Raw genomic sequence first — 26,485 nt, 5'->3', positions numbered from 1 at the left:
AACCGTCTAGCAGACCGGGCGGCGCCTGCGCCATAGTCGATGCGAACAGACAGGAGGCGATCAGATGCGCGTTCAGGCGATGACAGCGGCAGCGGTTCTGGCTTTGACGGCCTGTTCGCCCGCCGAGGAGAAGGCGCCCGCCCCCGTTGAAGCCCCGCTGACCGGACGCGCGGCCATCTACGCCGCCGGTGAGAAGGACGCCGAGGCCTTCGCCCGCGCCCTTTACGCCGCGCCGCCCTCGGCCACGTCGGACCCGGCGGCGGCGGCCGTCAGCCCCGGTCGCGATCCCCTCTATTCCCGCACCCTGAACGCCCTGATCGGCGTGGACTTCCGCGAGGCCCAGTCCCGCAACGAGGTTCCCTATCTGAACTATGATCCCGTCTGCGCCTGCCAGGACGCCGACGACTTCGCCCTGACCGCGCTGAAGATGACGCCGGACGGCGACAAGGCGGCCACGGCGCAAGTGAGCTTCACCAACCACGGCCAGACGCAGCAACAGACGCTGAAGCTGGTCAAGGAAGGCCCGATGTGGCGCATCGCCGACATCATCGACGCCCGGGGCCAGTCCCTGCACGGCGCCCTGATGGCGATCGCCGAGAAGGCCGAGGGCTGATCCCGGCAACTCCTGCGACACGCGACCGTTAGCGATCCTGTCATCATCGTGTTAAGAGCCCCGCCCTTTATAGCGGCGGCGGTGTCGCCCAAGCCTTTTCAGACTTCTAGGAGAAGCCACACATGAGCAGGGTGCTGGTTATCGGTGCAGGCGGCGTCAGCTCTGTCGCCGTCCACAAGATGGCGATGAATGCGGACATCTTCTCGCATATCACCCTGGCGAGCCGCACGAAGTCCAAGTGCGACGCCATCGCCGAATCCGTGAAGTCGCGCTTTGGCGTGACCATCGACACGGCCCAGATCGACGCCGACGATGTCGCCGCGACCACGGCCCTGATCCAGTCGGTCAAGCCGGCCCTCGTGGTCAACCTGGCCCTGCCCTATCAGGACCTGGCCATCATGGACGCCTGCCTGGCCGCCGGCGTCAACTACCTCGACACGGCCAATTATGAGCCGCGCGACGAAGCCAAGTTCGAATACAAGTGGCAGTGGGCCTATCAGGAGCGCTTCAAGGAAGCCGGCCTGATGGCGTTGCTCGGCTCGGGCTTCGACCCCGGCGTGACCTCGGTCTTCGCCACCTACACCAAGAAGCACCTGCTGGACCGGATCGACACGCTCGACATCCTGGACTGCAACGGCGGCGACACGGGTCTGCCCTTCGCCACCAACTTCAACCCGGAAATCAACCTGCGCGAAGTGACCGCAAACTCGCGTCACTGGGAAAACGGCCAGTGGGTCGAGGGCCCGGCGCTGAGCCACAAGCAGGCCTTCGATTTCGAAGGCGTGGGTCAGAAAAACATGTACCTCATGTATCATGAGGAACTGGAGTCGCTGGCCAAGTTCTACCCGGAAATCAAACGCATCCGCTTCTGGATGACCTTCGGCGACAGCTACCTGAAGCACCTGGAAGTGCTGGAAAACATCGGCATGACCTCGATCGAGCCGATGCAGTTCCAGGGCCGCGAGATCATCCCGATCGAGTTCCTCAAGGCTCTGCTGCCGGAACCCTCGTCGCTGGGTCCGATCACCAAGGGCAAGACGAACATCGGCACCATCGCCACCGGCGAGAAGGACGGCGTTCAGAAGACCTTCTACGTCAAGAACATCTGCGACCACGAAGCCGCCTATGCCGAAACCGGCAACCAGGCCGTCAGCTACACCACGGGCGTTCCGGCCATGATCGGCGCGGCCATGATGCTGACCGGCACGTGGAAGGGCGACGGCGTCTTCAACATGGAGCAGCTGGACCCCGATCCCTTCATGGACATGCTGAACAAGCATGGCCTGCCCTGGACGGTTGAGGAGCTGGACGCTCCGCTGGCCTTCTAAGACTGGGGATCAAGACACATGGAGACCCAGGCCGGTGATCCGGGCGCCTTTGCGCACTTTGACCTGAACCGTGTCGCCTCGCCTGCCTTCGTGGTGGACGAGGCGGCTGTGCGGCGCAATCTGGCCGTGCTGAAGGACGTGCGCGACCGGGGCAATGCCCGGGTCCTGCTGGCGCTCAAGGCCTTTTCCATGTGGTCGCTTGCGGACGTCGTCGGGGAATACCTCGACGGCGTCTGCGCCTCCGGTCTGTGGGAGGCGCGGCTGGCGCGCGAATTCTACAAGGGCGAACTGACCACCTATTCGCCCGCCTACAAGGCCGAGGATCTGCCCGAGATCCTGCGCCTGTCCGATCATGTCATCTTCAACGCGCCCGATCAGGTCACGCGTTTCGCCGACCTGATCGCCAAGGCGCGGGCTGAGGGTCACACGTTCGAGATCGGCCTGCGGCTGAACCCCGAACATTCCGAGGGCGAGGTCGCCAAATACGATCCGGCCCAGCCCTGCTCGCGTCTGGGCTATCCGGTGTCGCAACTGACGCCGGAAAAGATGGTCGGCATCGACGGCATCCATATCCACGCCCTGTGCGAACAGGACTTCCTGCCCCTGTCGCGCATCTGGGCGGCGGTTGAGCCCAAGCTCGCCCCGCTGCTGGGCGACGTGAAGTGGATCAATCTGGGCGGCGGCCACCACGTCACCCGCGCCGACTATCAGATCGACCAACTGGTCGCCTTCCTCAACGATATTCAGGCGCGTTACGACGTCACCGCCTATCTGGAGCCGGGCGAGGCCGTGGCCCTGGACGCCGGCATCCTGATCGGCGAGGTGCTGGACGTCTTCGACAACGGCATGCCCATAGCCATCACCGACCTGTCGGCCACCTGCCACATGCCGGACGTGATCGAGGCCCCCTACCGCCCCGCCATGCTGCATGAGCCCGAGGACGGCGTCACGGTGCGTCTGGGCGGCCCGTCCTGCCTGGCCGGCGACATCATCGGCGACTACGTCTTCGCCGAGCGCCCCGTACCCGGAACGCGCCTCGCCTTCCTGGATCAGGCCCATTATTCGATGGTGAAGACCAACACCTTCAACGGCGTCCCCCTGCCCGCTATCGCCCTGTGGAACAGCGCCACGGACGAGCTGCGGATGGTCCGCGAGTTCGACTGGACGGAGTTCCGCGACCGGCTGTCGTGAGGCGTGAAAGCTACCTGCTCAGCCGAGGCCAAGCCGCCATCGCCTGATCTTTTCGGATAGTTCAGCGGCAGCGACCGTGTCTTCCGCTGGAGCCTGAAGGATCAAGGGGCCACGCTCTTCCAAGCCTGGGTAGGCGTATCCGATCTCGCATGGCCGGCAACTCTTCTTATCGATCAAGACCGATGAGCCATGGTTCAGCGCGTCTCCTTCAAAGGGATCGCTCTGCTGCACCAGGACGGACGATCCATAGTCGAACACATCGAACCCCCGATCCTGCGAGAAGGGGTGAAAGCGCGCATGAACGTCAGTTGATGCGGCCAAGGCGGTCTTGGCCGTAGCCACATAGTCGCATCGCCTGACTTCCGGACCTGTGCAGCCAGGCGCGACATAATTGGCGTTCATCAGGAAGGCCAGGCCGCCAACCGCCGCAAAGATCGAGAAGACGGCGAACCCCGGCGGCTCAAGATGACCCAATCTCATCATTGAACGACTCCAAACGTCGTTCCACGAAATCAGCAATCTACTTGAAAGTCGAGCGGGCGTTCAGCCCAGAACGACTCTAGCCGCCGCCGCATCCGCCTCGATCTGGACCTTGAGCGCATCCAGCCCGTCGAACTTCATCTCGCCGCGCAGGAAGGCGACCAGTTCGGTTTCCAGGGTCTGGCCATAGAGGCTCTCGTTGAAGTCCAGCAGCCAGACTTCAAGCAAGGGTGCGTCGATCTCGAACATGGGGCGGAGGCCCAGGTTGGCGACGCCCTTGATGACCCGCCCGTCCGGCAGGCGGGTGCGGGTGGCGTAAACCCCGTAGGCCGGGCGCATGTAGTCGCCCATGGCCACGTTGGCGGTCGGCACGCCGATGGTGCGGCCGCGCTTGTCGCCGTGGATCACCTCGCCCTGGATGGCGAACGGACGCCCCAGGATGGCAGCCGCGCGGTCCATGTCGCCAGCCTTCAGCGCCTCGCGCACGGCGCTGGATGACAGCTTCAGGCCCGAGGCGTCGTCGATGCGGTCGGTGACGGAGACGGTGAAGCCCAGGCTCTCGCCATAGGTCCGCAGCGCCTCGGGCGAGCCGGAGCGGCCCTTGCCGAAGGTGAAGTCGAAGCCGACGGCGGCGTGGGCGATCCCTAAGCCTTCCGCCAGCACGCGGCGGGCGAACTCTTCGTCCGTCATCCCCGCCATCTCGCGGTCGAAGGGGATCAGATAGAGGCGGTCGACGCCGAGCGGCGCCAAGGCGCGGGCCATCTGATCCGGCGTCATCAGGCGGAACGGCGCGGCCTCGGGCTGGAACAGGCGGCGGGGGTGCGGGTCGAAGCTGACGACGCCGAGCGGCGCGCCCAGATGCTGGGCCGTCTCGCGGGCCGAGGCGATGACCGCCTGATGGCCCCGATGCACCCCGTCAAAGGCGCCGACGGCCACCGCCGCCCCGCGCTGCGAGGCCGGCAGATCGCGCCAGCCGCGGATGATCTCAACCACCTCGAAGGCTCAGCGGGCCGAGGGCTTGCGGCGGCGCGGCACACGCACGACGGCCACGCCGTCCATGATCAGCTTGTCGCCGACGAAGCCTTCGCATTTCAGTTCGACGCGGGCGCTGTCGGTTTCCATCTCGATCACCGTGATGACGATGCGGACCATGTCGTCGATGCGGACCGGGAAGTGGAAGGCCAGGGTCTGCGAAATATAGATGGACCCTGCGCCCGGCAGGATGGTGCCGACCACGGCCGAGCCAAAGGCGGCGCTGAGCAGGCCGTGGGCGATTCGGCCGCGATAGGCCGTCTTGGCGGCAAAGGCTTCGTCCAGATGGACGGGATTGAAGTCGTCCGACGCCTCTGCGAACAGGCGAATCCGGTCCTCGGTGACGTGGACCGTCTTCTCTGCGGCCATGCCGACGTGGAGTTCATCGAGGATGTAACCGCCCGACGGATGCTGTGTGACGTATTCGACCATGGGCGGGCTTTAAGCCAGGTGCGACCAAATGGCGAGCCTCACCACGCCAGTTCCAGCGCGGCGTAGCGGGCGAAGGTCGTCTCGGCCCGAAGCAGATCGCCCGCACGCGCCGGGTCCAGGGCCCCGTCCGCGCCCTTGGCGGCGTCGCCGTGGATGCCCTGAGCGATAAACAGGCAGTCCAGGGCCTGCTCGGCGGCGCCCAGAACATCCGTCACCACGCCGTCGCCGATGCACAGGACGCGCGAACGATCAACGCGGCGCCCCATCAGGGTCTGGGCCTCGCGCAGGGCCAATTCGTAGATGGGGCCGAAGGGCTTGCCGGCCATGACCACGCGCCCGCCCATGGATTCATAGAGGTCGGCGATGGCGCCGCCGCAATAGATGATCTGGTCGCCCTTCTGCACGATGCGGTCGGGGTTGGCGCAGATCAGCTCCAGATCGCGCTCGACGGCAGGGGCCAGACGTTCGCGGTAGTCCTCGGGCGTCTCGACGGCGTCGTTATAGGGGCCGGTGACCGAGATGAAGGCGGCGTCCTCGGCGCCGTGGGCGCTGTCGAGGTTCAGGCCTTCATAAAGCACGAAGTCGCGGTCGGGGCCGATGATCCAGGCCGGGCCGGGCGCGCGGCGGGCCAGTTCGGCGCGGGTGGCGTCGCCCGAGGTGACAAAGGCCTTCCAGGCGTCGCGCGGCACGCCGAGCGCATCCAGTTGCGCCACCACGTCCGACGAGGGGCGCGGCGAGTTGGAGATCAGGACGACATGGCCGCCCCTGGCGTTGAAGTCGGCCAGAGCGGTGCAGGCGGTGGGCCAGCTCTCGCGGCCGTTGTGGATCACGCCCCAGACGTCGCACAGCAGGATGTCGTAATCGTCAGCGACAGCGGACAGGTGAGGCAGGGCGTGAGGCAAGGTCATGGGTCGGTTATAGCCTCCGGCGCGCGAGGGGGAAGGCCGCAACCGCGTTGACTTCCTGTTGGCCGCCGCGTTCGATTTCCCTCTTCGCCCCCGCCTCTCTTCCTGCTAACCGGCTTGGGACATGAAAATCTCTCGCCTCGCCTATGCCGCCTACGGCATCGCCCTCGTCGTCATCGTGCTGGACCAGCTGACCAAGGCCTGGGTCCTGGGCGCCATCGACGCCGCGCACATCTCGCAGATCCCCGACGGCTATCGCATCGCCGAGGTCGCCCCGCCCCTGTTCAACCTGACCTACGTGCTGAACACAGGCGTCAGCTTCGGCCTGTTCGGCGGCGGCGCCGGCCGCTGGATTCTCAGCGCCTTCTCCGTCCTGGTCGCGGTCGGTCTGGGCTGGTGGGCGACGCGCTCGGACCGCAAGCTGATGACCGCCGCCATCGGCCTGGTCATGGGCGGCGCGCTCGGCAACGTCTTCGATCGCATCCGTTTCGGCGGCGTCGTGGACTTCCTCGACTTCTCGGGATCGGGCCTGTTTCCGTGGATCTTCAACATCGCGGACGCCGGCATCACTGTGGGGGTGGTCCTGCTGATCCTGGACAGCTTCCTCTCCGAACGTCGTCCAGCGGTTGGCGCGGCCAACGAAAAGTCGTAATCACCCCCTCTTCACTGTCGTCCAGAGCCAGCGCCGTTGGGCGCGCCTCCCGGAGCCGAGCTGACCTTATGCGTATCCGCAACGTCGTTACCGTGGCCCTTTTCGCCACCACCGCCCTCAGCCTGACCGCCTGTTCGAGCGTGAAACAGAGCATCGGCCTGACCAAGGTCGTGCCCGATGAGTTTGTCACCGTCGCCAGCGCCCCGCTGTCCGTGCCGCCCGAATACGGCCTGACCCCGCCGTCGCCGGGCCAGCCGCGCCCGCAGGAACTGGCCCCGGAAAGCGCCGCCCGTCAGATCCTGCTGGGTCAGCGTCAGGCCGTGACCCGCACCGGCGGCGAGCAGGCCCTGGTCAACCAGGCCGGCGCCGATCGCGCCGACCCCCTGGCCCGCTATGTCGTCGACGACGAGTTCGGCGACCTGGCGCACAAGGAAGAAAGCTGGGCCAACCGCGTCATGTTCTGGCGCAAGAACGACGCCGCCAGCCAGGCCCCGACGGTCAGCCAGGACTCGCAGGGTTCGCGCACCATCGACGCCAGCACCGAACACGCCCGCCTGCAGGCCCTGACCGGCGGCCAGGAAGGCATCGCCATCACCACGCGCCGCGACAGCCGCTTCAAGCTGCCGGGCCTCTAAGACCCGGCGGGCCTCGCCGCCGACTTTTCAGGACGCGCCTGGCCCTCGGCCCGGCGCGTCCTTTTCATTTGCGGATAGCCTCCGGGAGCATCCTTCCATGTCCGAGACGCTCGACCTTGCCGCCCTGTCGGGGCTGGACCAGCTGCGCCTGATGCTGGACGGCCGCCTGCCCGCCGCTCCCATCGCCGAGACGGTCGGCTTTCGCCTGACCGAACTGGATCAAGGCCGCGTCGCCTTTGAGGGCGAGCCGACGCTGGCCGTCTATAATCCGATCGGTTCGGTGCACGGCGGCTGGATGGCGACCCTGCTGGACTCGGCCTGCGGCTGCGCCGTGCATTCCGCACTCAGGCCCGGTCAGACCTATACGACGCTGGAGCTGAAGACCGTCTTCCACAAGGGGTTGAAGGCGGGCGTCCCGGTGCGCGCCGAGGGCCGGATCATCCAGGCCGGTCGCCGCGCCGCCTTCTCCGAGGCCGACCTGCGCGGTCTGGACGGAACCCTCTACGCCACCGCCACCTCGACCTGCCTGGTGATGGAGCGGTCTTAAACGGTTAAAGCGCGCGGCAGTTTGAACGAGACGGTTTCGCGCGCGCCGTCGTCCTCGGTCACGACCGCATCGAAGCGGGCGCGGATGGCGTCGATCAGGGCCTCGATCAGCGGCTCGGGCGCCGAGGCCCCCGCCGTCACGCCCACCGTCGTCACCCCGTCGAACCAGGACCAGTCGACGTCTCCCGCGTCATCGACCAGGCGGGCGTCGCCGGCCCCGGCCTTCAGCGCCACGTCCACCAGACGGGCCGAGTTGGACGAGTTCTTCGACCCGACCACCAGCACCAGCTGACAGCCCTCGCCCAGACGCTTGACCGCCTCTTGGCGGTTGGTGGTGGCGTAACAGATGTCTTCCTTGTGCGGGTCCGGCAGTTCCGGGAAGCGCCGCTTCAGCGCCGCCAGGATGTCGGCGGTGTCGTCCACCGACAGCGTCGTCTGGGTCGCATAGGCCAGGGGCTGATCGCCGGGTCGCTGGAAGCCTTCCGCGTCCGCCACCGTCTCGACCAGGCTGATGGCGCCGGGCGGCAGTTGGCCCATGGTGCCGACCACCTCGGGGTGGCCCGCATGGCCGATCAGGATGATGTGGCGGCCCGCCGCATGGTGGCGCTCGGCCTCGACATGGACCTTGGACACCAGGGGGCAGGTGGCGTCGAGGAACAGCAGTTCGCGCGAGCGGGCCGTGGCCGGCACCGACTTGGGCACGCCGTGGGCCGAGAAGACCACGGGGCGGTCATCGGGGCATTCGTCCAGTTCCTTGACGAAGACCGCCCCCATGCCCTTCAGCCGCTCGACGACGTGGCGGTTATGAACAATCTCATGGCGCACATAGACGGGGGCGCCGAACTTCTCGATGGCGCGCTCGACGATCTGGATGGCTCGGTCCACCCCGGCGCAGAAGCCGCGCGGCGTGGCGAGGCGCACGGTCAGGGGACGACGATCGAAATTCGAGGGGGACACAGGCGCGTTCATGGGCGGAACCTAGTCGCTCGCGCGCCTTCCCGCCACCGCCTGCATGGTCGCGTTTGCCGCGCCTCGCTTTAGCCGCTATCAGCATCAAGCGTGCACCGGTCGGCGCCGACTGTCGCGCGCTCCCTTTCGCTTGCCGGAAATGAAATTGATGCGTCGCGTCTTCACTGCCCTGGCCGCCCTGTCTGTGACAGCCGCGCTCGTCCCCTCCACTGCCGCCGCCCAGTTCGGCGGACAGCAGCAGCGCCCCGGTCAGCAGCAGCAGCAGCAGGAGGCGCCGCAAGCGCGCCCCATGCGGATTGCCCCGCTGAACCGCCGCGCCAACGCCGGCCCCTGCCCCTATGTGAAGGTGCTGTACGACGCCGCCCGCTACGTCGAAATGGACGACTACGCCCGCCCCTCGATCGCTGGCGTGGGCTTCACCGGCGAGGTCGAGGGCGTCACCGCCGACTGCGTCTATCGTGAGGCGGATCCGATCCGCCTAGACTTCAATGTCCTGTTCAACCTCGGCAAGGGCGCGCGCGCCAGCGGCGATTCTCACACCTATCGCTACTGGGTGGCGGTGACCGAGCGGAACTCGGCCGTTCTGGCCAAGGAATATTTCGACCTGCCGGTCAATTTCGAAGGCCAGACCACGGCCTCGGTCGAACAGGCCCAGTCCATCGTCATTCCTCGCGCCGACGCCACCACGGCCGGCAGTAATTTCGAGGTCCTGATCGGCTTCGACGTCACGCCGGACATGGCCGAGTTCAACCGCTCGGGCAGCCGCTTCCGCGTCACCGCCGGCCAGACCCAACCGAACCCCTAAGAATCATGACTGACCTCAAGACCTCTCTCAGCGAAGCGGTCGCCGCCGCCTTCGCCGCCGAAGGCGTGGACGCCGCCCTGGCCCGCGTCGTCGCCTCGGACCGCCCTGACCTGGCCGACTTCCAGTCCAACGGCGCCCTGGCCGCCGCCAAGGCGCTGAAGGCCAATCCCCGCGAACTGGCCGCCAGGGTGGCCGAGCGCCTGAGCCATGATGCGCGCCTGTCGTCGGTCGAGGTCGCCGGCCCCGGCTTCATCAACCTGAAACTGTCTGACGCCGCCCTGGCCCAGCGCGCCGCCGAGGTCGCCGCTGACGACACCCTGGCCGGCGCCTCGCTGAACACGCCGTCGCGCAAGGTCGTCATCGACTACGCCGGCCCGAACGTGGCCAAGCCGATGCACGTCGGCCACCTGCGCTCCTCCATTATCGGCGAGAGCCTGAAGCGCCTGTTCCGCTTCCGCGGCGACATCGTCTGGGGCGACGCCCACTTCGGCGACTGGGGCTTCCAGATGGGCCTGCTGATCACCGCCTGCGGCGACGAGGGCCTGGGCCTGCCCTTCATGGCCGAGGGCGACGGCCCCTTCCCCGCCGAAAGCCCGGTGACGCTGGAAGACCTGGAACGCCTCTATCCCCAGGCCGCCGCCAAGGCCAAGGAAGACCCCGCCTTCCGCGACCGCGCCCGCAAGGCGACCGCTGAACTGCAGGGCGGCCGTCCCGGCTACCGCGCCCTGTGGGCCCACTTCGTCGCCGTCAGCCGCACCGCGCTGAAACGCGAGTTCGGCGCTTTGGATGTCACCTTCGACCTGTGGAACGGCGAATCTGACGCCGATCCGCTGATGCCGGAAATGCTGGCGCATCTGAAGGAAACCGGCCTGCTGGTCGAGGACGACGGCGCCCAGGTGGTCCACGTCGCCAAGCCCGGCGAGACCCGCAAGAAGAAGCTGGCCGACGGCTCGGTCATCGAGGCCCCCAGCCCGCCGCCCCTGCTGGTGGTGTCGTCGGAAGGCTCGGCCATGTACGGCACGACCGATCTGGCGACGATCCTCGACCGCAAGAAGTCGATCGGCCCCGACCTGATCCTCTATGTCGTCGACGAACGTCAGGCCGAGCATTTCGAACAGGTCTTCCGCGCCGCCTACCTGGCCGGCTACGCGCCCGAGAAGTCGCTGGAGCACCTCGGCTTCGGCACCATGAACGGCGCCGACGGCAAGCCCTTCAAGACCCGCGCCGGCGGCGTGCTGAAGCTGCACGACCTGATCACCATGGCCACCGACAAGGCGCGCGAGCGTCTGAAGGAAGCCAAGCTGGGCGACGATCTGCCGGAAGCCGAGTTCGAGGACATCGCCCGCAAGGTGGCGGTGGCCGCGCTGAAGTTCGCCGACCTGTCGAACAACCGCACCACCAGCTACATCTTCGACCTCGACCGCTTCATGAGCTTCGAGGGCAAGACCGGCCCCTATCTGCTGTATCAGGCCGTGCGGGTGAAATCCCTGCTGCGCAAGGCGGCGGATCAGGGCGTCGAGACGGCCCCCATCGTCGTCGCCGAACCGGCAGAGCGCGATCTGGCCCTGACGCTGGACGCCTTCGACGCCGCCACGGCGGACGCCTATGACAAGCGCTCGCCCAACCTGATCGCCGAGCACGCCTATCGCCTGGCGCAGAGCTTCTCGAAATTCTACGCCGCCTGCCCGATCCTGGTCGCGCCGGACCCCGCCACCAAGGGCTCGCGCCTGGCCCTGGCGGCCGCCAGCCTGCACCAGCTGGAAACGGCGCTGGACCTGCTGGGCATCCAGACGCCCGAGCGGATGTAAGAGCCTCAATCCTCCCCCGTTTACGGGGGAGGGGGACCGCGAAGCGGTGGAGGGGGCGGAAACATCCACCGCGCTATGTTCCGCCTCTCCGATCCTTGGCGAAGTCGAACCCGCCAGCTCCGATCTCGCCCCCTCCACCATGCTGCGCATGGTCCCCCTCCCCCGCTACGCAGGGGAGGATCGCCGCTGCAGATGACGGGAAGGCGTCAGTTCGCTAAGGTCGGGGCCAAGCTACGGAGCCTCCCCTTTTCATGTCCCTCGACGCCTTCATCGCCGGCCTGCCCAAGGCCGAACTGCACCTGCACATCGAAGGCTCGCTTGAGCCCGAACTGATGTTCGAACTGGCGCAGCGCAACGGCGTCGCCATTCCCTATGACAGCGTCGAGGCCGTGCGCGCGGCCTATGACTTCTCGAACCTGCAGGACTTCCTCGACATCTATTACGCGGGCGCCGCCGTGCTGCTGACGCGCAAGGATTTCGAGGACCTGGCCTTCGCCTATTTCCAGCGCGCCGCCGCCGACAACGTCCGCCACGCCGAGATCTTCTTCGACCCCCAGACCCACACCGATCGGGGCGTGCCCTTCGGCGTGGTGGTCGAGGGCCTGATCGCGGGCATGGACCGGGCCAAGAGCGAGCTGGGCGTCACCAGCGGCCTGATCCTCAGCTTCCTGCGCCACCTGTCCGAGGACGAAGCCTTCGCCACGCTGGAGGCCGCCAAGCCCTACCTGCACCACTTCATCGGCGTGGGACTGGATTCGTCCGAGGTCGGCCATCCGCCGGCCAAGTTCCAGCGCGTCTTCGCCGCCGCCCGCGACTTAGGGCTTAAGCTGTGCGCCCACGCCGGCGAGGAAGGCCCGCCCGCCTATGTGCATGAGGCTCTGGACCTGCTGCACATCGACCGCATGGACCACGGCAACCGCTCGATGGAGGACGAGGGCCTGATTGCGCGTCTGGCCGCCGAACAGATGACCCTGACGGTCTGCCCGCTGTCGAACCTGAAGCTGTGCGTGGTCAAGGACCTGAAGGACCACCCCGTCCCCGAGATGCTGCGCCGCGGCCTGCACGTCACCCTGAACTCGGACGACCCCTCCTATTTCGGCGGCTATGTAAACGCCAACTACATCCAGCTGGCGAACGCGGTGGGCCTGACGCGCGAGCAGGTGACGCAACTGGCCAGGAACAGCTTCGAGGGCAGCTTCCTCAGCGAGGCCGACAAGGCTGCGCGGATCGCCGAAGTGGACGCCTACGCGGCCGCGCACTGAACCCCACTTCGCTTTAAGATGGTGAGGCGGCGGGTTGGCCCTCCCCCTCACCGCTCATCCCGGCGGACGCCGGGATCCAGTAAGAGCTACAAGCGCGTCGGCGGCATGGTCCCGTCTTACTGCGTCGTGCTTGAGGCCACAGCACTGGGTCCCGGCGTCCGCCGGGATGAGCGGGATTATTGCGCGCGCCTACGCCGCCGCGATCTGATCGACCTCGTTGGCCGAGCCCAGGGCCACCGGAATGCGCTGGTGCAGTTCGGTCGGGGTCACGTCCAGAATGGCCTGCTGGCCGTCCGTCGTCGCCTTGCCGCCCGCCTGTTCGATCAGGAAGGCCATGGGGTTGCCTTCATACATCAGGCGCAGCTTGCCCGGCTTGTTCGGCTCGCGCTTGTCCCACGGATAGAGGAAGATCCCGCCGCGCATCAGGATGCGGTGGACGTCGGCCACCATGGCGGCGACCCAGCGCATATTGAAATTCTTAGCCCGAGGGCCGTCGGCGCCCTGCAGGCAGCCGTCGATGTAGCGCTGCACGCTCTCGGCCCAGTGGCGCTGGTTCGACATGTTGATGGCGAACTCCCTGGTGTCCGCCGGCACCGCTATCTTCTCGTGCGTCATCAACCACTGGCCGTCATGCGACAGGGTGAAACCCGCCACGCCTTTGCCCGTCGTCAGCACCAGCATGGTCTGACCGCCATAGAGGCAATAGAGGGCTGCAACCTGATGACGGCCGGATTGCAGGAAGTCGGCCTCGGTCGGCGTCGCCGACGGCGCCTTCAGCACCGAGACAATGGTGCCGACGGGGGCGTTGATGTCGATGTTGGACGAGCCGTCCAGCGGGTCGAACAGGACCAGGTATTCGCCCGCCGGGTTGGTCGCCGGCTGGACCGTGTCCATCTCCTCGGACGCCACGCCCGCCACGGCCGGACAGGCCAGCAGCATCTCGGTCAGCACGTCGTTGGAGATGACGTCGAGCTTCTTCTGCTCCTCGTCCTGCACGTTGACGACGCCCGATGCGCCCAGAGCGCCGACCAAGGCCCCGCCCGAGACGATCTTGCGGATCTCGACGCAGGCGGCGGCGGCGGTCTTCAGGGTCTGGCTCAGGCCCTGCGGCAGATCGAGGGCGGCCAGATGGGCGGCGAGGTCGGTGCGGGCGGTCATGGCGGCCTTCAATCCTGTCGCAAGGGTCGTTCGCGCCCCTCATGGCCCTTCGGATCGTACACGGCAAGCCCGGCGCCGCTTGACTTCGGCCCGGAGTCGGGGCCTTAGGTCGAGCGCTCTCGCGGGAGAGATCGGCGGTCGTGTAACGGCTGTCGGGGCCGAAGGCGCAACCGCCCCGGAAACGCTCAGGCAAAAGGACCGCGAAAGCGCACGGACGCTGGAAAGTCGCCCCCCTTCCTTGGGATTCATGGGCGCGCCGACGGAGCAAGGCTGTTCGTCCCCCGGGCGACGGTCGGAATCTCTCAGGCTTCAGGACAGCGGGGGCGCGACGACGGCGAAGCTATCGCCGCAACCCGCGACCGGAGGATGCTCGATGAGCGACCAGGCCCTGAAGACCACCCCCCTCAACGCGGCGCATCGCGCGCTCGGCGCCCGCATGGTCGGCTTCGGCGGCTATGACATGCCGGTCCAGTATGAGGGCGTGCTGGCCGAGCACCGCTGGACCCGCGAACACGCCGGTCTGTTCGACGTCTCGCACATGGGCCAGGCCCGCATCAGCGGCGACGACGCGATTGCCCAGTTCCAGCGCTTCGTCCCCGGCGACTATGAAATCCTGAAGGCCGGCAAGCAGAAGTATTCGCTGCTGCTGAACGCCGAGGGCGGCATCATGGACGACCTGATGGCGGGCAAGCCCGACCACGACGGCCTGTTCATCGTGGTCAACGCCGGCAACAAGGACGCCGACTTCGCCTTCCTGAACGCCAATCTGGCGGGCGACGCCAAGCTGACCATCATGGACGACCGCGCCCTTCTGGCCATCCAGGGGCCGGAAGCCGCCGAGGTCATGGCCGCGCACGAACCCGCTCTGGCCGAGATGGGCTTCATGGATTCGGCCCGTCTGATGCTCTTCGGCGTCGACTGCTTCGTCTCGCGCTCGGGCTACACCGGCGAGGACGGCTACGAGATTTCGGTGCCGAACGCCGACGCCGAGCGCGTCTGGAACCTGCTGCTGTCCGACGCCCGCGTGAAGCCGATCGGCCTGGGCGCCCGCGACAGCTTGCGCCTTGAGGCCGGCCTGCCGCTGCACGGCCACGACGTCGACGCCACCACCAGCCCGGTCGAGGCCGCGCTGACCTTCGCCCTGTCCAAGTCGCGCAAGGAAGCCGCCGACTTCAACGGCGCCGAGCGCATCCTGAAGGAACTGGCCGACGGCCCGTCGCGCGTGCGCATCGCCCTGATCGTCAAGGAAGGCGCCCCGGCCCGTGAAGGCGCCGAGATCGCCGACGCTGACGGCAACGTCATCGGCGTCATCACCTCGGGCGGCCCCTCGCCGACCCTGGGCCGCAACATCGCCATGGGCTACGTCCCCCCGGCTTTCGCCGAACTGGGCACGGACCTGAAAGTCATCGTGCGCGGCAAACCCGCCGCCGCCGAAGTCGTCGCCACACCCTTCGTGGCCACTCGCTATTATCGCAAACCTAAAGCCTGAGAGATCAGACACATGCGCTTCACCAAAGATCACGAGTGGGTTCGCCTCGACGGCGACGTCGCCACGGTCGGCATCTCCAAGCACGCGGCTGACGCCCTGGGCGACGTGGTGTTCGTCGAGACGCCGGAAGCCGGCAAGAGCTTCAACCAGGGCGACAGCTTCGCCGTGGTCGAAAGCGTCAAGGCCGCATCCGACGTCTACGCCCCGGTCTCGGGCGAAGTGGTCGAGGGCAACGCCGCCCTGGCCTCGGCCCCGGAAACCGTCAACGCCGATCCCGAAGGCGAAGGCTGGTTCGCCAAGATCAAGATTTCGGACGCTTCGCAGGTCGAAGCCCTGATGGATCAGGCCGCCTACGACGCCTTCCTCGCCACCCTCTAAGGCTCCCGCCTTCTCCGCTCAGCCTCGCGGAAGCGGGGACCCAGCTCTTTGGGATCAAGCAGCGGTGTTTGAAGCTTAAACCTGGGTCCCCGCTTCCGCGGGGATGAGCGGAATAAAGTAATGCGCTACCTCCCCCTGACGCCCGACGACCGTGAGGCCATGCTGGCCGCCATCGGCGCCAAATCCATCGACGACCTGTTCATCGACGTGCCGCAGGCCGCGCGCCGCGACGGCTTTGTCGACCTGCCCCGCGTGGCGGGCGAACTGGAGGTCGAACGCGCCCTCTCGGCCATGGCGGGCAAGAACGCCACGGCCTCGACCGTCCCCTTCTTCTGCGGCGCCGGCGCCTACAAGCACCACGTTCCGGCCACGGTCGATCACGTGATCCAGCGGTCGGAGTTCCTGACCAGCTACACCCCCTATCAGCCGGAAATCGCCCAGGGGACCCTGCAGTACCTGTACGAGTTCCAGACCCAGGTCGCGAACCTGACCGGCATGGAGGTCGCCAACGCCTCCCTCTATGACGGCTCGACCGCCATGGCCGAGGGCGTGCTGATGGCCACCCGCGTGACCCGCCGCAACAAGGCCGTCATCTCGGGCGGCGTGCACCCCCACTACGTCAAGGCCACCGAGACCGTGGTGCACGCCGTCGGCGTCGAGACTGAAGCTCTGAACGCTGCCGTTGACGCCGAAGACGCCGTCATCGCCGCCATCGACAAGGACACGGCCTGCGTCGTCGTCCAGACCCCCAACGTCTTCGGCACCGCCACCGACGTCACCAAGATCGCCGAGGCCGCTCACGCCGCCGGCGCCCTGCTGATCGTTGTCGTCACGGAAGCCGTGTCGATGGGCCTGCTAAAGTCGCCCGGCGAAATGGGCGCCGACATCGTCGCCGCCGAAGGCCAGTCGATCGGCAACGCCCTGAACTTCGGCGGCCCCTACATCGGCCTGTTCGCCACCCGCGAGAAGCTGCTGCGCCAGACGCCCGGCCGCTATTGCGGCGAGACGGTGGACGCCGACGGCCGTCGCGGCTTCGTCCTGACCCTGTCGACGCGCGAGCAGCACATCCGCCGCGACAAGGCCACGTCGAACATCTGCACCAACTCGGGCCTCTGCTGCCTAGCCTTCACCATCCACATGAGCCTGCTGGGCGAGACGGGTCTGCGCCAGATGGCCCTGCTCAACCACGAGAAGGCGCTCGCCACCCGCGACGCCCTGGCCGCCATTCCGGGCGTCGAGGTCCTGACCCCGCGCTTCTTCAACGAGTTCGCGGTCAAGCTGCCCAAGAACGCCGCCGAGGTGGTGCAGACCCTGGCCGACCATCACATCCTGGCCGGCGTGCCCTACAGCCGTCTGGCCCCCGATGCGGGTCTGGACGATGTCCTGCTGGTCGCCGCCACCGAGACGACGCTGGACGCCGACATCAAGATCCTGGCGGCCTCGCTCGCCAAGGTCCTGGCGGCCTGAGGGGAGATAGAACCATGAGCACCATGAACACTGTCGGTCGTCCGACCACCCCGAACGCCACGCCGGACAACGACTACAAGCACCCGACCCTGACGGGCGCGCGCGGTCTGTTGCAGGACGAGGGCCTGATCTTCGAGAGCGACGGCTGGAACAAGACCGGCGTCGACCTGCCGAAACCGGCTACCGACGGTTCGGACCTGGGCGACCTGGTCCGCAAGGACCCGATCGGCCTGCCCGGTCTCTCCGAGCCTGAGGCCATGCGCCACTATGTGCGCCTGAGCCAGAAGAACCACGCCATCGACCTGGCCATCTATCCGCTGGGCTCGTGCACGATGAAGCACAACCCGCGCCTGAACGAGAAGATGGCGCGTCTGCCGGGCTTCTCGGACATCCACCCGCTGCAGCCGCAATCGACGGTGCAGGGCGCGCTGGAGCTGATGGACCAGTTGGCCCACTGGCTGAAGACGCTGACGGGCATGCCCGCCGTCGCCCTGTCGCCCAAGGCCGGCGCGCACGGCGAACTGTGCGGCCTGATGGCCATCCGCGCCGCTCACGAGGCCAAGGGCGAGCATGAGCAGCGCCGCAAGGTTCTGGTCCCGACCTCGGCCCACGGCACCAACCCGGCCACCGCCGCCTTTGTCGGCTATTCGGTCGTCGAGGTCGCCCAGACCGATGACGGTCGCGTGGACGTCGCCGACCTGGCCGCCAAGCTGGGTCCGGACGTGGCGGCCATCATGGTGACGAACCCGAACACCTGCGGCCTGTTCGAGCGCGACATCCTGGAGATCAGCCGCCTGACCCACGAAGCGGGCGCCTACTTCTATTGCGACGGCGCCAACTTCAACGCCATCGTCGGCCGGGTGCGCCCCGGCGACCTGGGCGTCGACGCCATGCACATCAACCTGCACAAGACCTTCTCGACGCCCCACGGCGGCGGCGGTCCCGGCGCGGGTCCGGTGGTCCTGTCGGAAGCCCTGGCCCCCTTCGCTCCGGCCCCCTGGGTCGTGGCGGGCGCTGAGGGCTACAAGCTGGTCGAGCGTGAGGAAGATGAGGCCGCCCAGGCCTTTGGCCGTCTGTGCGCCTTCCAAGGCCAGATGGGCATGTATGTGCGCGCCCTCAGCTACATGATGAGCCACGGCTCGGACGGTCTGCGTCAGGTGGCCGAGGACGCCGTCCTGAACGCCAACTACATCAAGGCCCGCCTGTCGGACCTGATGAGCGCCGCCTTCCCCGAGGGACCGTGCATGCACGAAGCCCTGTTCGACGACGAATGGCTGAAGGGCACGGACATCACCACGCTCGACTTCGCCAAGGCGATGATCGACGAGGGCTTCCACCCGATGACCATGTACTTCCCGCTGGTCGTCCACGGGGCCATGCTGATCGAGCCGACCGAGACCGAGTCCAAGGCGGAACTGGATCGCTTCATCAACGCCATGCGGCTGCTGGCCGAGGCGGCGAAGGCCGGCGACGTCGACCGCTTCAAGGGCGCGCCCTTCCATGCGCCGCTGCGGCGTCTGGACGAGACCCGCGCTGCGCGCGCGCCGCGTCTGCGCTGGTCGGCGCCGGAAGGCTCGAACATCGCCGCCGAATAAGGCCGTGAACCTGATCTGAAGTGAAGCGCCGTGTCTTTCGGGACACGGCGTTTTGCATTTCAGCCCCTCTTACGAAAGCTTCACCCCCACGCCACGGTTCGGCCTTGTCGCGCGTGTCTAGAAGAGTGTGACAGCATCGCCACGTTCAGCGTGAACTTCCGCGAGGAAGGAGCACGCCGCACGCGGAGGCGTTGTCCACCTGCCCGCCTCCTCCCGACTGTGACGCCTGTGACCCTCGCCCTGATCCCCTTCCGCGCCGAGAGCCGGCCTCGTCAGAGGCCCGGACTGCTGCGTCGTGCGAAACGGCTGGGCATGATGGCCCTGGGCTTCCTGATCATCGGCCTGGGCGTCCTGATCGCCCCCCTGCCCGGCCCCGGCGGCGTGCCGGTCATCGCCCTGGGCCTGATCCTGCTGCTGCGCAATTCGTGGTGGGCCAAGCGGCAGTTCATCCGCGCCCAGTACGCCCGGCCCAAGTGGGTCTATCCCTTCCGCCGCCTGATGCGGAAAAACCCCGAGATCGCCCCCGTCTTCTGGCAGCAGGCCCTGCGCGCCGAGAAGGTGGTGCTGCGCAAGCGCCCCTCGCGACAGCTGATCCGCGCCCGCAAACGCGTGCGCCGTTTCTTCCGCAAGCTCTTCCGCTAAAAAGCCACATTTCACCGCACACGGTAACGTGAACGGCGGTGCGATCGCGTTTGCGCCGAACGGCGTATGCTTCCCCTTGCGTAGTCAAAAGGCAGATGGCGTTGGGAGGCGCTTTTCTCATGATGTCACGCGTAAAACAGGGAATCGCGGCCGGCTTCATTGCGACCGTAGCGGTTTCCATTCTTGAGGCGGTGAACCTCTTGTTCGCCAAGGTTTTCGACCCCTTCCCCGAGGTCGTCGCCAAGATGTTCGGCATGCCGGGCAATCTGGCCGCCGGGTGGGTGATTCACTTTGTTATCGGGTCGTTGATCATGGGGCCGCTGTTCGCGGTCATCTATGCCCGGCTGCCCACCAACACCCCTGAGACCAAGGGCATCCTGTTCGCCGTCGCAGCCTGGGTGGCGATGATGCTGATCATCACCATGATGGGCGACCCCCGCACCTTCTCGGGCAGCGCGGGCTTCGGCACCTTCGGCTGGATGCTGATCACCCACATGGTCTTCGGCGGCGTCATGGGCAACGTCTTCGCCCGCCTGCAGGCCCGCGAGAAACGCGCGGCCGGCTTCATCCACGGCGCGCCCGCTCACTAGGCGACGCGCACCGCCAAATGCAAAAAGGCCCCGCCGTCGCCGGCGGGGCCTGATTGCGCGTCGCGATGACCGTGATCAGTTCAGCTTGTCGCCCAGTTGAGCGATGGCGGCGTCGATCAGCGGGTCCGACTTGGCGGCGGCCAGACGGGCGGTCAGGATGTCCTGAGCGGCCTTGGCGGCCAGGTCGGCGGCGACAGCCTTGACCTCGGTCGTGGCCTGGGCCTCGGCCTGGGCGATGCGACGCTCGGCCAGGGCCTGACGGCGAGCCAGGCTTTCTTCCAGCTTGGCCTTGGCTTCGGTTTCCAGACGGCGGGCGTCGGCTTCGGCGGAGGCCAGCATGTCGGCGGCCTGGGCCTCGGCTTCAGCCTTTTCCAGACGGATCTGGGCCAGCATGGCTTCGGCTTCGGCGCGCAGACGGGCGGCCTCGTCGAGTTCCGACTGGATCTTGGCGCCCTGGGCGTCGAGGGCCTTGGCCATGGCGGCCGGCACCTTGGCCAGGACCAGGATGCCCAGGAAGATCACCAGACCGACGGCGACCCAGAACTCGGCGTTCGAGAGATCCCAGAACTCGGCGTTAAAGAAGGCGGGCATATCAGGCGGCTCCCTTGACGGCGGCGTCGGCTTCGGCGGCCGTGGCGGCCTTGCCGGTCAGACGTTCGACCATGGCGCGGGCGGTGTCGGAGGCGATGGTCGAGACATTGGCCATGGCCGCGTCGCGGGTCTTGCCGATGGCGACTTCGGCCTCGGCGATACGAGCGTTGACGACAGCTTCCTCGGCGGCCTGGCGGGCATTGGCCTCTTCGGTCACACGCGCCTTGGCGGCGGCGGCGGTGGCGCGGGCATCGGCGCGGGCCTTGGCGACCTCGGCCTTGGCGGCGTCGGCCTGCGTGGCGGCCTCGGTCTGAACCTGGCGGGCGGCGTCGACGGCGCCGGCGATCGTCCCGGCGCGTTCGTCACGAACCGCGCGCAGACGAGGCAGGAAGACCTTCGACAGCAGAATGTAGAGGACGGCGAAGATCAGCAGCAGCCAGATGATCTGACCAGCCCAGTGCTGCATCTCCAGCTGCGGCAGACCGCCGGAGGCATGGGCGTCGCCGTGGGCGACTTCGGCCTGATGGGTCGCCTCAGGGGCGGCCACGGGCGCGATCTCACCGTTCTGGACGGTGACGGTCGGCGCAGGCTGGGTCGGGTCTTGCGAGGCGACGCTCGCGATAGGGGCGGCCATGGGCTCTATCCGGTGATCTCAGAAAGACGCGAGCGGCGGAACGGTCGTGAAGACCGCGCCGCCGCCCAGATATTCAGTTCGGCTTAGCTGAACAGGCAGAGCAGGCCGATCACGAAGGCGAAGATGCCCAGTGCTTCAGCCAGGGCGGCGCCCAGGATCAGGTTGGTGAACTGGCCGGGAGCGGCCGAAGGGTTGCGCGTGGCGCCTTGCAGGAAGCCCGAGAAGATCAGGCCGACGCCGAGGGCCGAACCGATCATGCCGAGGGTGGCGAGACCAGCGCCGATGTATTTTGCTGCTTCAGCTTCCATGAGAGTAGTTCCTGGTTGGGATGGTTTGAAGGAAGGGGTTGGCGGGCTGGGCCAGCTTTAGTGCTGATCCAGATGCACGACGTCGTTCAGATAGACCGTGGTCAGAACGGCGAAAACGAATGCTTGCAGGAAGGCGACGAGGAACTCCAGCGCCGTCAGGGCGACGACGCCGCCCATGGCCAGAACCGCACCCGGAATGCCGACCAGGCCGATGCCGCCCAACGTCACCACGAAGCCGGCGAAGACCTTCATCGCCACGTGGCCGCCCAGCATGTTGCCGAACAGACGCAGGGCCAGCGACACGGGACGCAGCAGGAAGGAGATGAACTCGATCGGCGACACCAGCAGCAGCAGGTACCACGGCACGCCGGTCGGGGCGAACAGCTTGAAGAACTTGATGCCGTTCTTGGCGAAGCCCACGCCGATGACCAGCAGGATGGTCAGCATGGCGAAGGTGGCGGTGACCGCGACCTGCGACGTGGCGGTGAAGACCGTGAACATGCCCAGCAGGTTCAGCGCCAGGATGAAGACGAACAGCGTCAGGATGAAGGGGAAGAAGGCGCGGCCCTGCTCACCCATGATCGAAGTCGCAAGATCGTCGATGAAGGCGAAGGTGCCCTCGCCCACCACCTGCAGACGCCCCGGCACCAGCTTGGGCTTGGCCGTCACGGCGGTGAAGAACAGGGTGATCAGCACGGCGGCGACCATCATGGCCAGCGTCGAGTTGGTGATCGACAGATCAACCACGCCGAGGCCCGGCACGGTGACGGCCGGAAGATCAACAACCTTGCTGATCTGGAACTGGTGCATCGGATCGGCCATGCCGCCCGGTCTCCTAAGTCAAAAGGCCAAACCGCCACGCGACGGTCTGGTCAGAAATTCCGCTCGTCCTCGACCTCGTCGTCGGGAAGATCCTGGGGAGGCCCCATTTCCTTCAACGCGGCCGCACTCATCTTTCGGGCCGAACGAAGCGCCAGCCAGATCGATAGGCCGAAACCGATCAGGGTTCCGGCGATAATTCCCCAAGGCATGGTGCCGACCAGAAGGTCGAAACCCCACCCCAGACCCAGACCGACGGCCAGGCCGGCGATCATCTCGCCCATCAGGCGATAGCCATAGCCCGCAGCGTTCGCCCCATAGTCGGGAGGCGTCGGCACGGCCCGAGCCTTGAGCGCATCGGCCTGCTCGTTGAGGCGTTTGATCGCCTCTTCGCGCGATTCCATCGTTGGGGACATGGCCTGTGCGCTCAGCGCCCCGGCAAGGACGCCGCGGCAGGTCTGAATTCGGCGCGGAACCTATAGCCGAGGGGGCCGAAGGTCAAGGCACGGAAGGACGCCAGCAAGGCTTTGGAATATCTAATCTTCTTGGCCACCCCAGCCCAGGCGTGGCGATGCGCCGCTGTCGGGCGCGGCCCCGCGCCCGCGCCACGGCGTCGCAGGCCCGAAGAATCTAGTCCGCGCTGACGAAATCCTGAGCGAACTCGGGCGATCCGTCGTCCAGCGCGGTCAGCAGGTCCTCGCCCTCGCTCTCTCCGCTGCGGGTCGGGTCCGGCACCTCGAAGCCGACCGGGATCGACAGATCCAGCAGACCCGCCGCCTTCATCTCCTGCACGCCCGGGAGGTCATAGAGGCTGGCCAGGCTGAAATGCTCCAGGAAGCGGTCGGTCGTCGCATAGGTCACGGGGCGGCCCGGCGTGCGCCGACGCCCGCGCAGCCGCACGAAGTCCATCTCCAGCAGCAGGTCCAGCGTCCCCTTGGACAGGGAGACGCCGCGCACGCTCTCGATCTCGGCGCGGGTGCAGGGCTGATGATAGGCGATGATGGCCAGGGTCTCGAGCGCGGCCTTGGAAAGACGTCGCGGCTCCTCGCGCTCCTCGGTCATCAGGAAGGCCAGGTCGGCGGCGGTGCGGAACCGCCAGCGGTCGGCCACGCATTCCAGCTCGACCCCCCTGCCCTGATAGCGTTGACGCAGGGAAGCGATGGCCCGGCCCGTATCGGCGCCCTCAGGCAGACGCCGCGCGATCTCGGCCGCCGAAAGGGGCGCGGCGGCGGCGAACAGCAGGGCCTCGACCCGGCGCTCGATCTCGGTGTCGTCGGGTTGGAAGCTGAGGTCAGACATGAATACTCCCGCTCATCCCCGCGGAGGCGGGGACCCAGGTTTGAGCGGCGCGGCTGCGGCCAGCCGACCTGCGCGTCAGAAACTGCAAATGATCCCGGCTCTGGCCAAAGCACTGGGTCCCCGCCTCCGCGGGGATGAGCGGCCATAAAGCACTCACGGCGTCAGCTCCAGCGGTTGGCCGTTACCCCGGCGTTTGAGGAGGAGCTCGGCAAAAGCCTGGGACTGGCGCACGTCCATCGCCCCCTCCTTCACCAGCTCCAGGCTGGCCGACAGGGTGGAGGCGGTATAGCTGGCCTGGCTGGGGCCCTCCCCGTCGTCGTCCTCACGCGCAGGCGCGACCTGATCCAGCGGGGTCCAGTCGGCCAGGCGCGGCATCATGGAGCGCAGCCAGTCGCGCGCGGCCTCCAGCTGGAAGGCCTCGACCCGCTGGCCGGGCGCATAGTTGCGGCGTTCCTCGCGGCGGCGCTGGGCGACATAGGCGGCCATCAACTCGTAGAGACTGGCGTCCACGCGGTCCGAGGGGATGATGACCGTGGCTTCCGGGTCGCCGCGGGTGAAGACGTCGCGCTTCAGCTGCGGGCGGCTGGTGATGGCCTCGACCGAGCGGCGCATGGCCTCCAGCTTTTGCAGGCGAAACGCCAGGGCGGCGGCCATTTCTTCGGCCGGCGGCTCCTCGGCCTTGCCTTTTTCGGTGCGCGGCAGCAGCAGGCGCGACTTCAGATAGGCCAGCCAGGAGGCCATCACGAGATAGTCGGCGGCCATGGCGAAGTTGCGCCGCCGCGCCTCGTGAACGAAGGCCAGATACTGTTCCGCCAACCTGGTGATCGACAGCTTCAGCAGGTCCACCTTCTGCGTGCGCGCCAGCGCCAGCAGGACGTGCAGCGGTCCTTCATAGCCTTCCAGATCGACGACGAAGGCCTCGGTCGCATCCGCCTCGGCGACGGCGGTGAAGTCCAGATTAGGCTGGAACGCCTGATCCATCATCAGGCTTGCGCCTCGCCGACATCGGGGCCTTTAGCGGCGTCGAAGCGACCGCTCAGGGCCGTCTCCAGCCGGGCGCGGGCCTCGGCCACGTCCAGCGGTTCGGGGGTATGGACGATGCGGGCCAGCGCCGCCTCGGCGCGGCGTTTGGCCTCGCCCTTCAGCTTGCCGGTCCCCTCGGCCACCTGACGCATTTCGCCAAGGTCGCCGTTGCAGTGCAGGATAACGTCGCAGCCCGCCTTCAGCGACTGTTCGGCGCGTTCGGTCAGGGAGCCCGACAGGGCCTGCATCGACAGGTCGTCGGACATGATGAGCCCGGCAAAGCCCAGATGCTCGCGCATCAGGCGGATGCCCTTCTTCGAGGTCGTGGCCGGGCGTTTGGCGTCGACGGCGGTGAAGACAACGTGGGCCGTCATGGCCATCGGCATGTCCGACAGGGCCTTGAACGGGGCGAAGTCCCAGGCGTCCAGCGTGGCCAGATCCGTTTCGACCACCGGCAGATCGTGGTGGCTGTCGGCGAAGGCGCGGCCGTGGCCGGGGATGTGCTTGATGATCGGCAGGACGCCGCCCGCCAGCAGGCCCTCCGCCGCCGCCCGGCCCAGCTGGGTCACGGTGGCGGGGTCCTGCGCATAGGCGCGGTCGCCGATGATGTCGTGGGCGCCCGGCACCGGCACGTCCAGCACCGGCACGCAGTCGACGGTGATGCCCAGCGCGCGCAGGTCATGGGCGATCAGACGCGCCCCCAGACGCACGAGTTCGCGCGCCGCCATCGGGTCGTTGACGGCCTTCAGATAGGCCGCGCCGGGCGGATACTTGGGCCAGTGCGGCGGGCCGAGGCGCTGCACCCGGCCGCCTTCCTGATCGATCAGGACGGGGGCGTCGGCGCGGCCCACGCTGTCGCGCAGGTCGTCAACCAGCGCCTTGACCTGATCCGGCGTGTCCACGTTGCGGCGGAACAGGATGAAGCCCCAGGGCTTGGTCTCGGCGAAGAAGGCGCGCTCCTCCGCCGTCAGCTTATGGCCGGAACAGCCGTAGATGGCGGCGGAGGTCATGCGTTGCCTTTCCCGCTCGGTCCTAGCGGACGATGCAGTCGCGGCCGGCAGCCTTCAGCGCGTTGCAGAAGGCCACGGCGCGGTCGCGGCTCATGCCGGTGAAGGTGGTGCGATAGACGGTCGAACCGTTGGCGGCGGTGACTTCCTGCACGCGCTTTTCAGCGCCCGAGGCGAACGAGCCGAAGCGCGAAGCGACGGCGGCGTATTCACGGTCGGCGATGGCGGTCGAGGAGAAGGCGCCGATCTGCACGCCCGAAGAACCGCCGGCGGCGGGAGCGGCCGGAGCCGGAGCCGCCGGAGCCTTGACGGCGGGCGCAGCGGTCACGGGCTTGGCCGGAGCCGGAGTTGCGGGCGCGACCACAGCCGGAGCGGCGGGCGGCAGGGCCGTGGGCGCAACCGGCAGCGGCTGCGGCGCGGGGCGGGGAGCGACAGCTTCCGGCTCGGGGGTGAAGGTGGGGACGGCGTCGGTCGCCTCGCCGCCATCGCGATAGACGCGCACGCCCGCTTCCGGGTCGATCGGCTGGGCGTCCAGCGGCGCCTCGACCTTCATGCTTTCGACCGGCGTGCCCACGGCGGGCGGGGCGTCGGTCGAGGAGCGCACGCCCGAGCGATAGAAGACCACAACGGCCACGATCAGCAGCAGCAGGACGATGGCGCTGACGATCAGGGTGATCGGCGGCGACTTGGCGGCCGGGGCGCGACGGGGATCATAGCTGCGACGCTCGAACGGCAGGTCGTCGTCGGTGGGCGGCGTATAGGCGCCCCGCTCGCGGCCGGTGTTGGGGTTGCCTCGGTGATCGTCGTCGTAGGACATGGGTCGCGCT

30 protein-coding genes and 1 riboswitch are annotated in these 26,485 nt (G+C 67.5%); of the genes, 15 read left to right on the top strand and 15 right to left on the bottom strand.

The genetic code is table 11. From position 1 onward, the window contains the following. The first annotated feature begins 64 nt into the window (after nucleotides 1–64). The 3 genes from P0Y52_02705 (at nucleotide 65) to P0Y52_02695 (ending at nucleotide 3,132) form a co-directional block, all read left to right on the top strand. Nucleotides 65–613, top strand: a complete 549-nt coding sequence (locus tag P0Y52_02705) for a DUF3828 domain-containing protein (protein WEK58467.1) — start codon at nucleotides 65–67, stop codon at nucleotides 611–613. 122 nt (nucleotides 614–735) lie between these two features. After that, the gene (locus P0Y52_02700; GenBank protein WEK58466.1) at nucleotides 736–1,941 is read left to right on the top strand and encodes a saccharopine dehydrogenase family protein; all 1,206 of its coding nucleotides are present in this window, start codon (nucleotides 736–738) and stop codon (nucleotides 1,939–1,941) included. An 18-nt stretch (nucleotides 1,942–1,959) separates the two neighbouring features. Then, entirely contained in the window at nucleotides 1,960–3,132 is a 1,173-nt protein-coding gene (locus tag P0Y52_02695) for a carboxynorspermidine decarboxylase (GenBank protein WEK58465.1), read from the top strand. A gap of 18 nt (nucleotides 3,133–3,150) precedes the next feature. On the opposite strand, the gene P0Y52_02690 is transcribed toward P0Y52_02695, so the two are convergent. The 4 genes from P0Y52_02690 to P0Y52_02675 are packed head-to-tail and all read right to left on the bottom strand — an operon-like array spanning nucleotide 3,151 to nucleotide 5,984. Further along, a complete protein-coding gene (locus P0Y52_02690; GenBank protein WEK58464.1) occupies nucleotides 3,151–3,615 on the bottom strand; it encodes a hypothetical protein in 465 nt (154 codons plus the stop codon). A 60-nt stretch (nucleotides 3,616–3,675) separates the two neighbouring features. After that, on the bottom strand, nucleotides 3,676–4,605 hold the full coding sequence (locus P0Y52_02685; GenBank protein WEK58463.1) for a bifunctional riboflavin kinase/FAD synthetase: 930 nt from the start codon (nucleotides 4,603–4,605) through the stop codon (nucleotides 3,676–3,678). Between the two features lie 9 nt (nucleotides 4,606–4,614). Continuing rightward, complete coding sequence (locus P0Y52_02680) at nucleotides 4,615–5,076, bottom strand: MaoC family dehydratase (protein WEK58462.1); 462 nt, start codon at nucleotides 5,074–5,076, stop codon at nucleotides 4,615–4,617. 38 nt (nucleotides 5,077–5,114) lie between these two features. Beyond that, nucleotides 5,115–5,984 (bottom strand): TIGR01459 family HAD-type hydrolase, encoded by an 870-nt coding sequence (locus tag P0Y52_02675; protein ID WEK58461.1) that lies wholly within the window; start codon nucleotides 5,982–5,984, stop codon nucleotides 5,115–5,117. A gap of 121 nt (nucleotides 5,985–6,105) precedes the next feature. Here P0Y52_02675 and lspA point away from each other — a divergent pair, with 121 nt between their 5' ends. The 3 genes from lspA (at nucleotide 6,106) to P0Y52_02660 (ending at nucleotide 7,815) form a co-directional block, all read left to right on the top strand. After that, nucleotides 6,106–6,633, top strand: a complete 528-nt coding sequence (gene lspA, locus P0Y52_02670) for a signal peptidase II (protein WEK58460.1) — start codon at nucleotides 6,106–6,108, stop codon at nucleotides 6,631–6,633. 68 nt (nucleotides 6,634–6,701) lie between these two features. Further along, entirely contained in the window at nucleotides 6,702–7,268 is a 567-nt protein-coding gene (locus P0Y52_02665; protein ID WEK58459.1) for a DUF3035 domain-containing protein, read from the top strand. A gap of 97 nt (nucleotides 7,269–7,365) precedes the next feature. Then, on the top strand, nucleotides 7,366–7,815 hold the full coding sequence (locus tag P0Y52_02660) for a PaaI family thioesterase (protein ID WEK58458.1): 450 nt from the start codon (nucleotides 7,366–7,368) through the stop codon (nucleotides 7,813–7,815). On the opposite strand, the gene ispH is transcribed toward P0Y52_02660, so the two are convergent. Then, nucleotides 7,812–8,783, bottom strand: a complete 972-nt coding sequence (gene ispH / locus P0Y52_02655) for a 4-hydroxy-3-methylbut-2-enyl diphosphate reductase (GenBank protein ID WEK58457.1) — start codon at nucleotides 8,781–8,783, stop codon at nucleotides 7,812–7,814. The genes P0Y52_02660 and ispH overlap by 4 nt on opposite strands. Nucleotides 8,784–8,931: 148 nt before the next feature. Between ispH and P0Y52_02650 the strand changes: the two genes are divergently transcribed. From P0Y52_02650 to P0Y52_02640, 3 genes are all read left to right on the top strand, one after another. Beyond that, complete coding sequence (locus P0Y52_02650; GenBank protein WEK58456.1) at nucleotides 8,932–9,588, top strand: Tat pathway signal sequence domain protein; 657 nt, start codon at nucleotides 8,932–8,934, stop codon at nucleotides 9,586–9,588. Between the two features lie 5 nt (nucleotides 9,589–9,593). Beyond that, complete coding sequence (argS, locus tag P0Y52_02645) at nucleotides 9,594–11,396, top strand: arginine--tRNA ligase (GenBank protein ID WEK58455.1); 1,803 nt, start codon at nucleotides 9,594–9,596, stop codon at nucleotides 11,394–11,396. 251 nt (nucleotides 11,397–11,647) lie between these two features. Then, entirely contained in the window at nucleotides 11,648–12,658 is a 1,011-nt protein-coding gene (locus P0Y52_02640) for an adenosine deaminase (protein ID WEK58454.1), read from the top strand. A gap of 189 nt (nucleotides 12,659–12,847) precedes the next feature. Here the strand turns inward: P0Y52_02640 and P0Y52_02635 are convergent, their stop codons facing one another. Continuing rightward, entirely contained in the window at nucleotides 12,848–13,816 is a 969-nt protein-coding gene (locus P0Y52_02635; GenBank protein ID WEK58453.1) for a class 1 fructose-bisphosphatase, read from the bottom strand. Between the two features lie 112 nt (nucleotides 13,817–13,928). Further along, nucleotides 13,929–14,027: riboswitch (glycine riboswitch) on the top strand. Between the two features lie 162 nt (nucleotides 14,028–14,189). Between P0Y52_02635 and gcvT the strand changes: the two genes are divergently transcribed. The 6 genes from gcvT (at nucleotide 14,190) to P0Y52_02605 (ending at nucleotide 19,977) form a co-directional block, all read left to right on the top strand. Next, nucleotides 14,190–15,305: a glycine cleavage system aminomethyltransferase GcvT gene (gcvT, locus tag P0Y52_02630; GenBank protein WEK58452.1), complete on the top strand. Its 1,116-nt coding sequence runs from the start codon at nucleotides 14,190–14,192 to the stop codon at nucleotides 15,303–15,305. A gap of 12 nt (nucleotides 15,306–15,317) precedes the next feature. After that, nucleotides 15,318–15,683: a glycine cleavage system protein GcvH gene (gene gcvH, locus P0Y52_02625; protein ID WEK58451.1), complete on the top strand. Its 366-nt coding sequence runs from the start codon at nucleotides 15,318–15,320 to the stop codon at nucleotides 15,681–15,683. 120 nt (nucleotides 15,684–15,803) lie between these two features. Further along, nucleotides 15,804–17,150, top strand: a complete 1,347-nt coding sequence (gene gcvPA, locus P0Y52_02620) for an aminomethyl-transferring glycine dehydrogenase subunit GcvPA (protein ID WEK58450.1) — start codon at nucleotides 15,804–15,806, stop codon at nucleotides 17,148–17,150. A gap of 14 nt (nucleotides 17,151–17,164) precedes the next feature. Beyond that, nucleotides 17,165–18,745 carry an aminomethyl-transferring glycine dehydrogenase subunit GcvPB gene (gene gcvPB / locus P0Y52_02615; GenBank protein WEK58449.1) on the top strand — a complete coding sequence of 527 codons (1,581 nt, stop codon included), beginning with the start codon at nucleotides 17,165–17,167 and terminating at the stop codon, nucleotides 18,743–18,745. 228 nt (nucleotides 18,746–18,973) lie between these two features. Continuing rightward, nucleotides 18,974–19,387: a PGPGW domain-containing protein gene (locus P0Y52_02610; protein ID WEK58448.1), complete on the top strand. Its 414-nt coding sequence runs from the start codon at nucleotides 18,974–18,976 to the stop codon at nucleotides 19,385–19,387. 191 nt (nucleotides 19,388–19,578) lie between these two features. Beyond that, nucleotides 19,579–19,977, top strand: a complete 399-nt coding sequence (locus P0Y52_02605) for a hypothetical protein (GenBank protein WEK58447.1) — start codon at nucleotides 19,579–19,581, stop codon at nucleotides 19,975–19,977. A 75-nt stretch (nucleotides 19,978–20,052) separates the two neighbouring features. On the opposite strand, the gene P0Y52_02600 is transcribed toward P0Y52_02605, so the two are convergent. The 9 genes from P0Y52_02600 to P0Y52_02560 all read right to left on the bottom strand — a co-directional run bounded on the left by P0Y52_02600 (nucleotide 20,053) and on the right by P0Y52_02560 (nucleotide 26,475). Next, nucleotides 20,053–20,568 (bottom strand): F0F1 ATP synthase subunit B, encoded by a 516-nt coding sequence (locus tag P0Y52_02600; protein WEK58446.1) that lies wholly within the window; start codon nucleotides 20,566–20,568, stop codon nucleotides 20,053–20,055. A 1-nt stretch (nucleotide 20,569) separates the two neighbouring features. After that, nucleotides 20,570–21,202: a hypothetical protein gene (locus tag P0Y52_02595; protein WEK58445.1), complete on the bottom strand. Its 633-nt coding sequence runs from the start codon at nucleotides 21,200–21,202 to the stop codon at nucleotides 20,570–20,572. 83 nt (nucleotides 21,203–21,285) lie between these two features. Then, nucleotides 21,286–21,510 carry a F0F1 ATP synthase subunit C gene (locus P0Y52_02590; protein WEK58444.1) on the bottom strand — a complete coding sequence of 75 codons (225 nt, stop codon included), beginning with the start codon at nucleotides 21,508–21,510 and terminating at the stop codon, nucleotides 21,286–21,288. 57 nt (nucleotides 21,511–21,567) lie between these two features. Continuing rightward, nucleotides 21,568–22,332 carry a F0F1 ATP synthase subunit A gene (locus tag P0Y52_02585; protein ID WEK58443.1) on the bottom strand — a complete coding sequence of 255 codons (765 nt, stop codon included), beginning with the start codon at nucleotides 22,330–22,332 and terminating at the stop codon, nucleotides 21,568–21,570. A 50-nt stretch (nucleotides 22,333–22,382) separates the two neighbouring features. Continuing rightward, nucleotides 22,383–22,745: an AtpZ/AtpI family protein gene (locus P0Y52_02580; GenBank protein ID WEK58442.1), complete on the bottom strand. Its 363-nt coding sequence runs from the start codon at nucleotides 22,743–22,745 to the stop codon at nucleotides 22,383–22,385. Nucleotides 22,746–22,959: 214 nt separating this feature from the next. Next, nucleotides 22,960–23,628: an SMC-Scp complex subunit ScpB gene (gene scpB, locus P0Y52_02575; protein WEK58441.1), complete on the bottom strand. Its 669-nt coding sequence runs from the start codon at nucleotides 23,626–23,628 to the stop codon at nucleotides 22,960–22,962. A 153-nt stretch (nucleotides 23,629–23,781) separates the two neighbouring features. Then, on the bottom strand, nucleotides 23,782–24,609 hold the full coding sequence (locus P0Y52_02570) for a ScpA family protein (protein ID WEK59432.1): 828 nt from the start codon (nucleotides 24,607–24,609) through the stop codon (nucleotides 23,782–23,784). Nucleotides 24,610–24,611: 2 nt separating this feature from the next. After that, on the bottom strand, nucleotides 24,612–25,661 hold the full coding sequence (gene nagZ / locus P0Y52_02565; protein WEK58440.1) for a beta-N-acetylhexosaminidase: 1,050 nt from the start codon (nucleotides 25,659–25,661) through the stop codon (nucleotides 24,612–24,614). Nucleotides 25,662–25,683: 22 nt separating this feature from the next. Continuing rightward, nucleotides 25,684–26,475 (bottom strand): SPOR domain-containing protein, encoded by a 792-nt coding sequence (locus P0Y52_02560; GenBank protein ID WEK58439.1) that lies wholly within the window; start codon nucleotides 26,473–26,475, stop codon nucleotides 25,684–25,686. Nucleotides 26,476–26,485: the final 10 nt, after the last annotated feature.

It is taken from the genome of Candidatus Brevundimonas phytovorans (assembly GCA_029203145.1).
GTDB classification, from domain to species: Bacteria; Pseudomonadota; Alphaproteobacteria; order Caulobacterales; family Caulobacteraceae; genus Brevundimonas; species Brevundimonas phytovorans.
The sequence above is the reverse complement of the archived record's forward strand: the minus strand, read 5'-3'. Positions and strand labels throughout refer to the sequence as shown.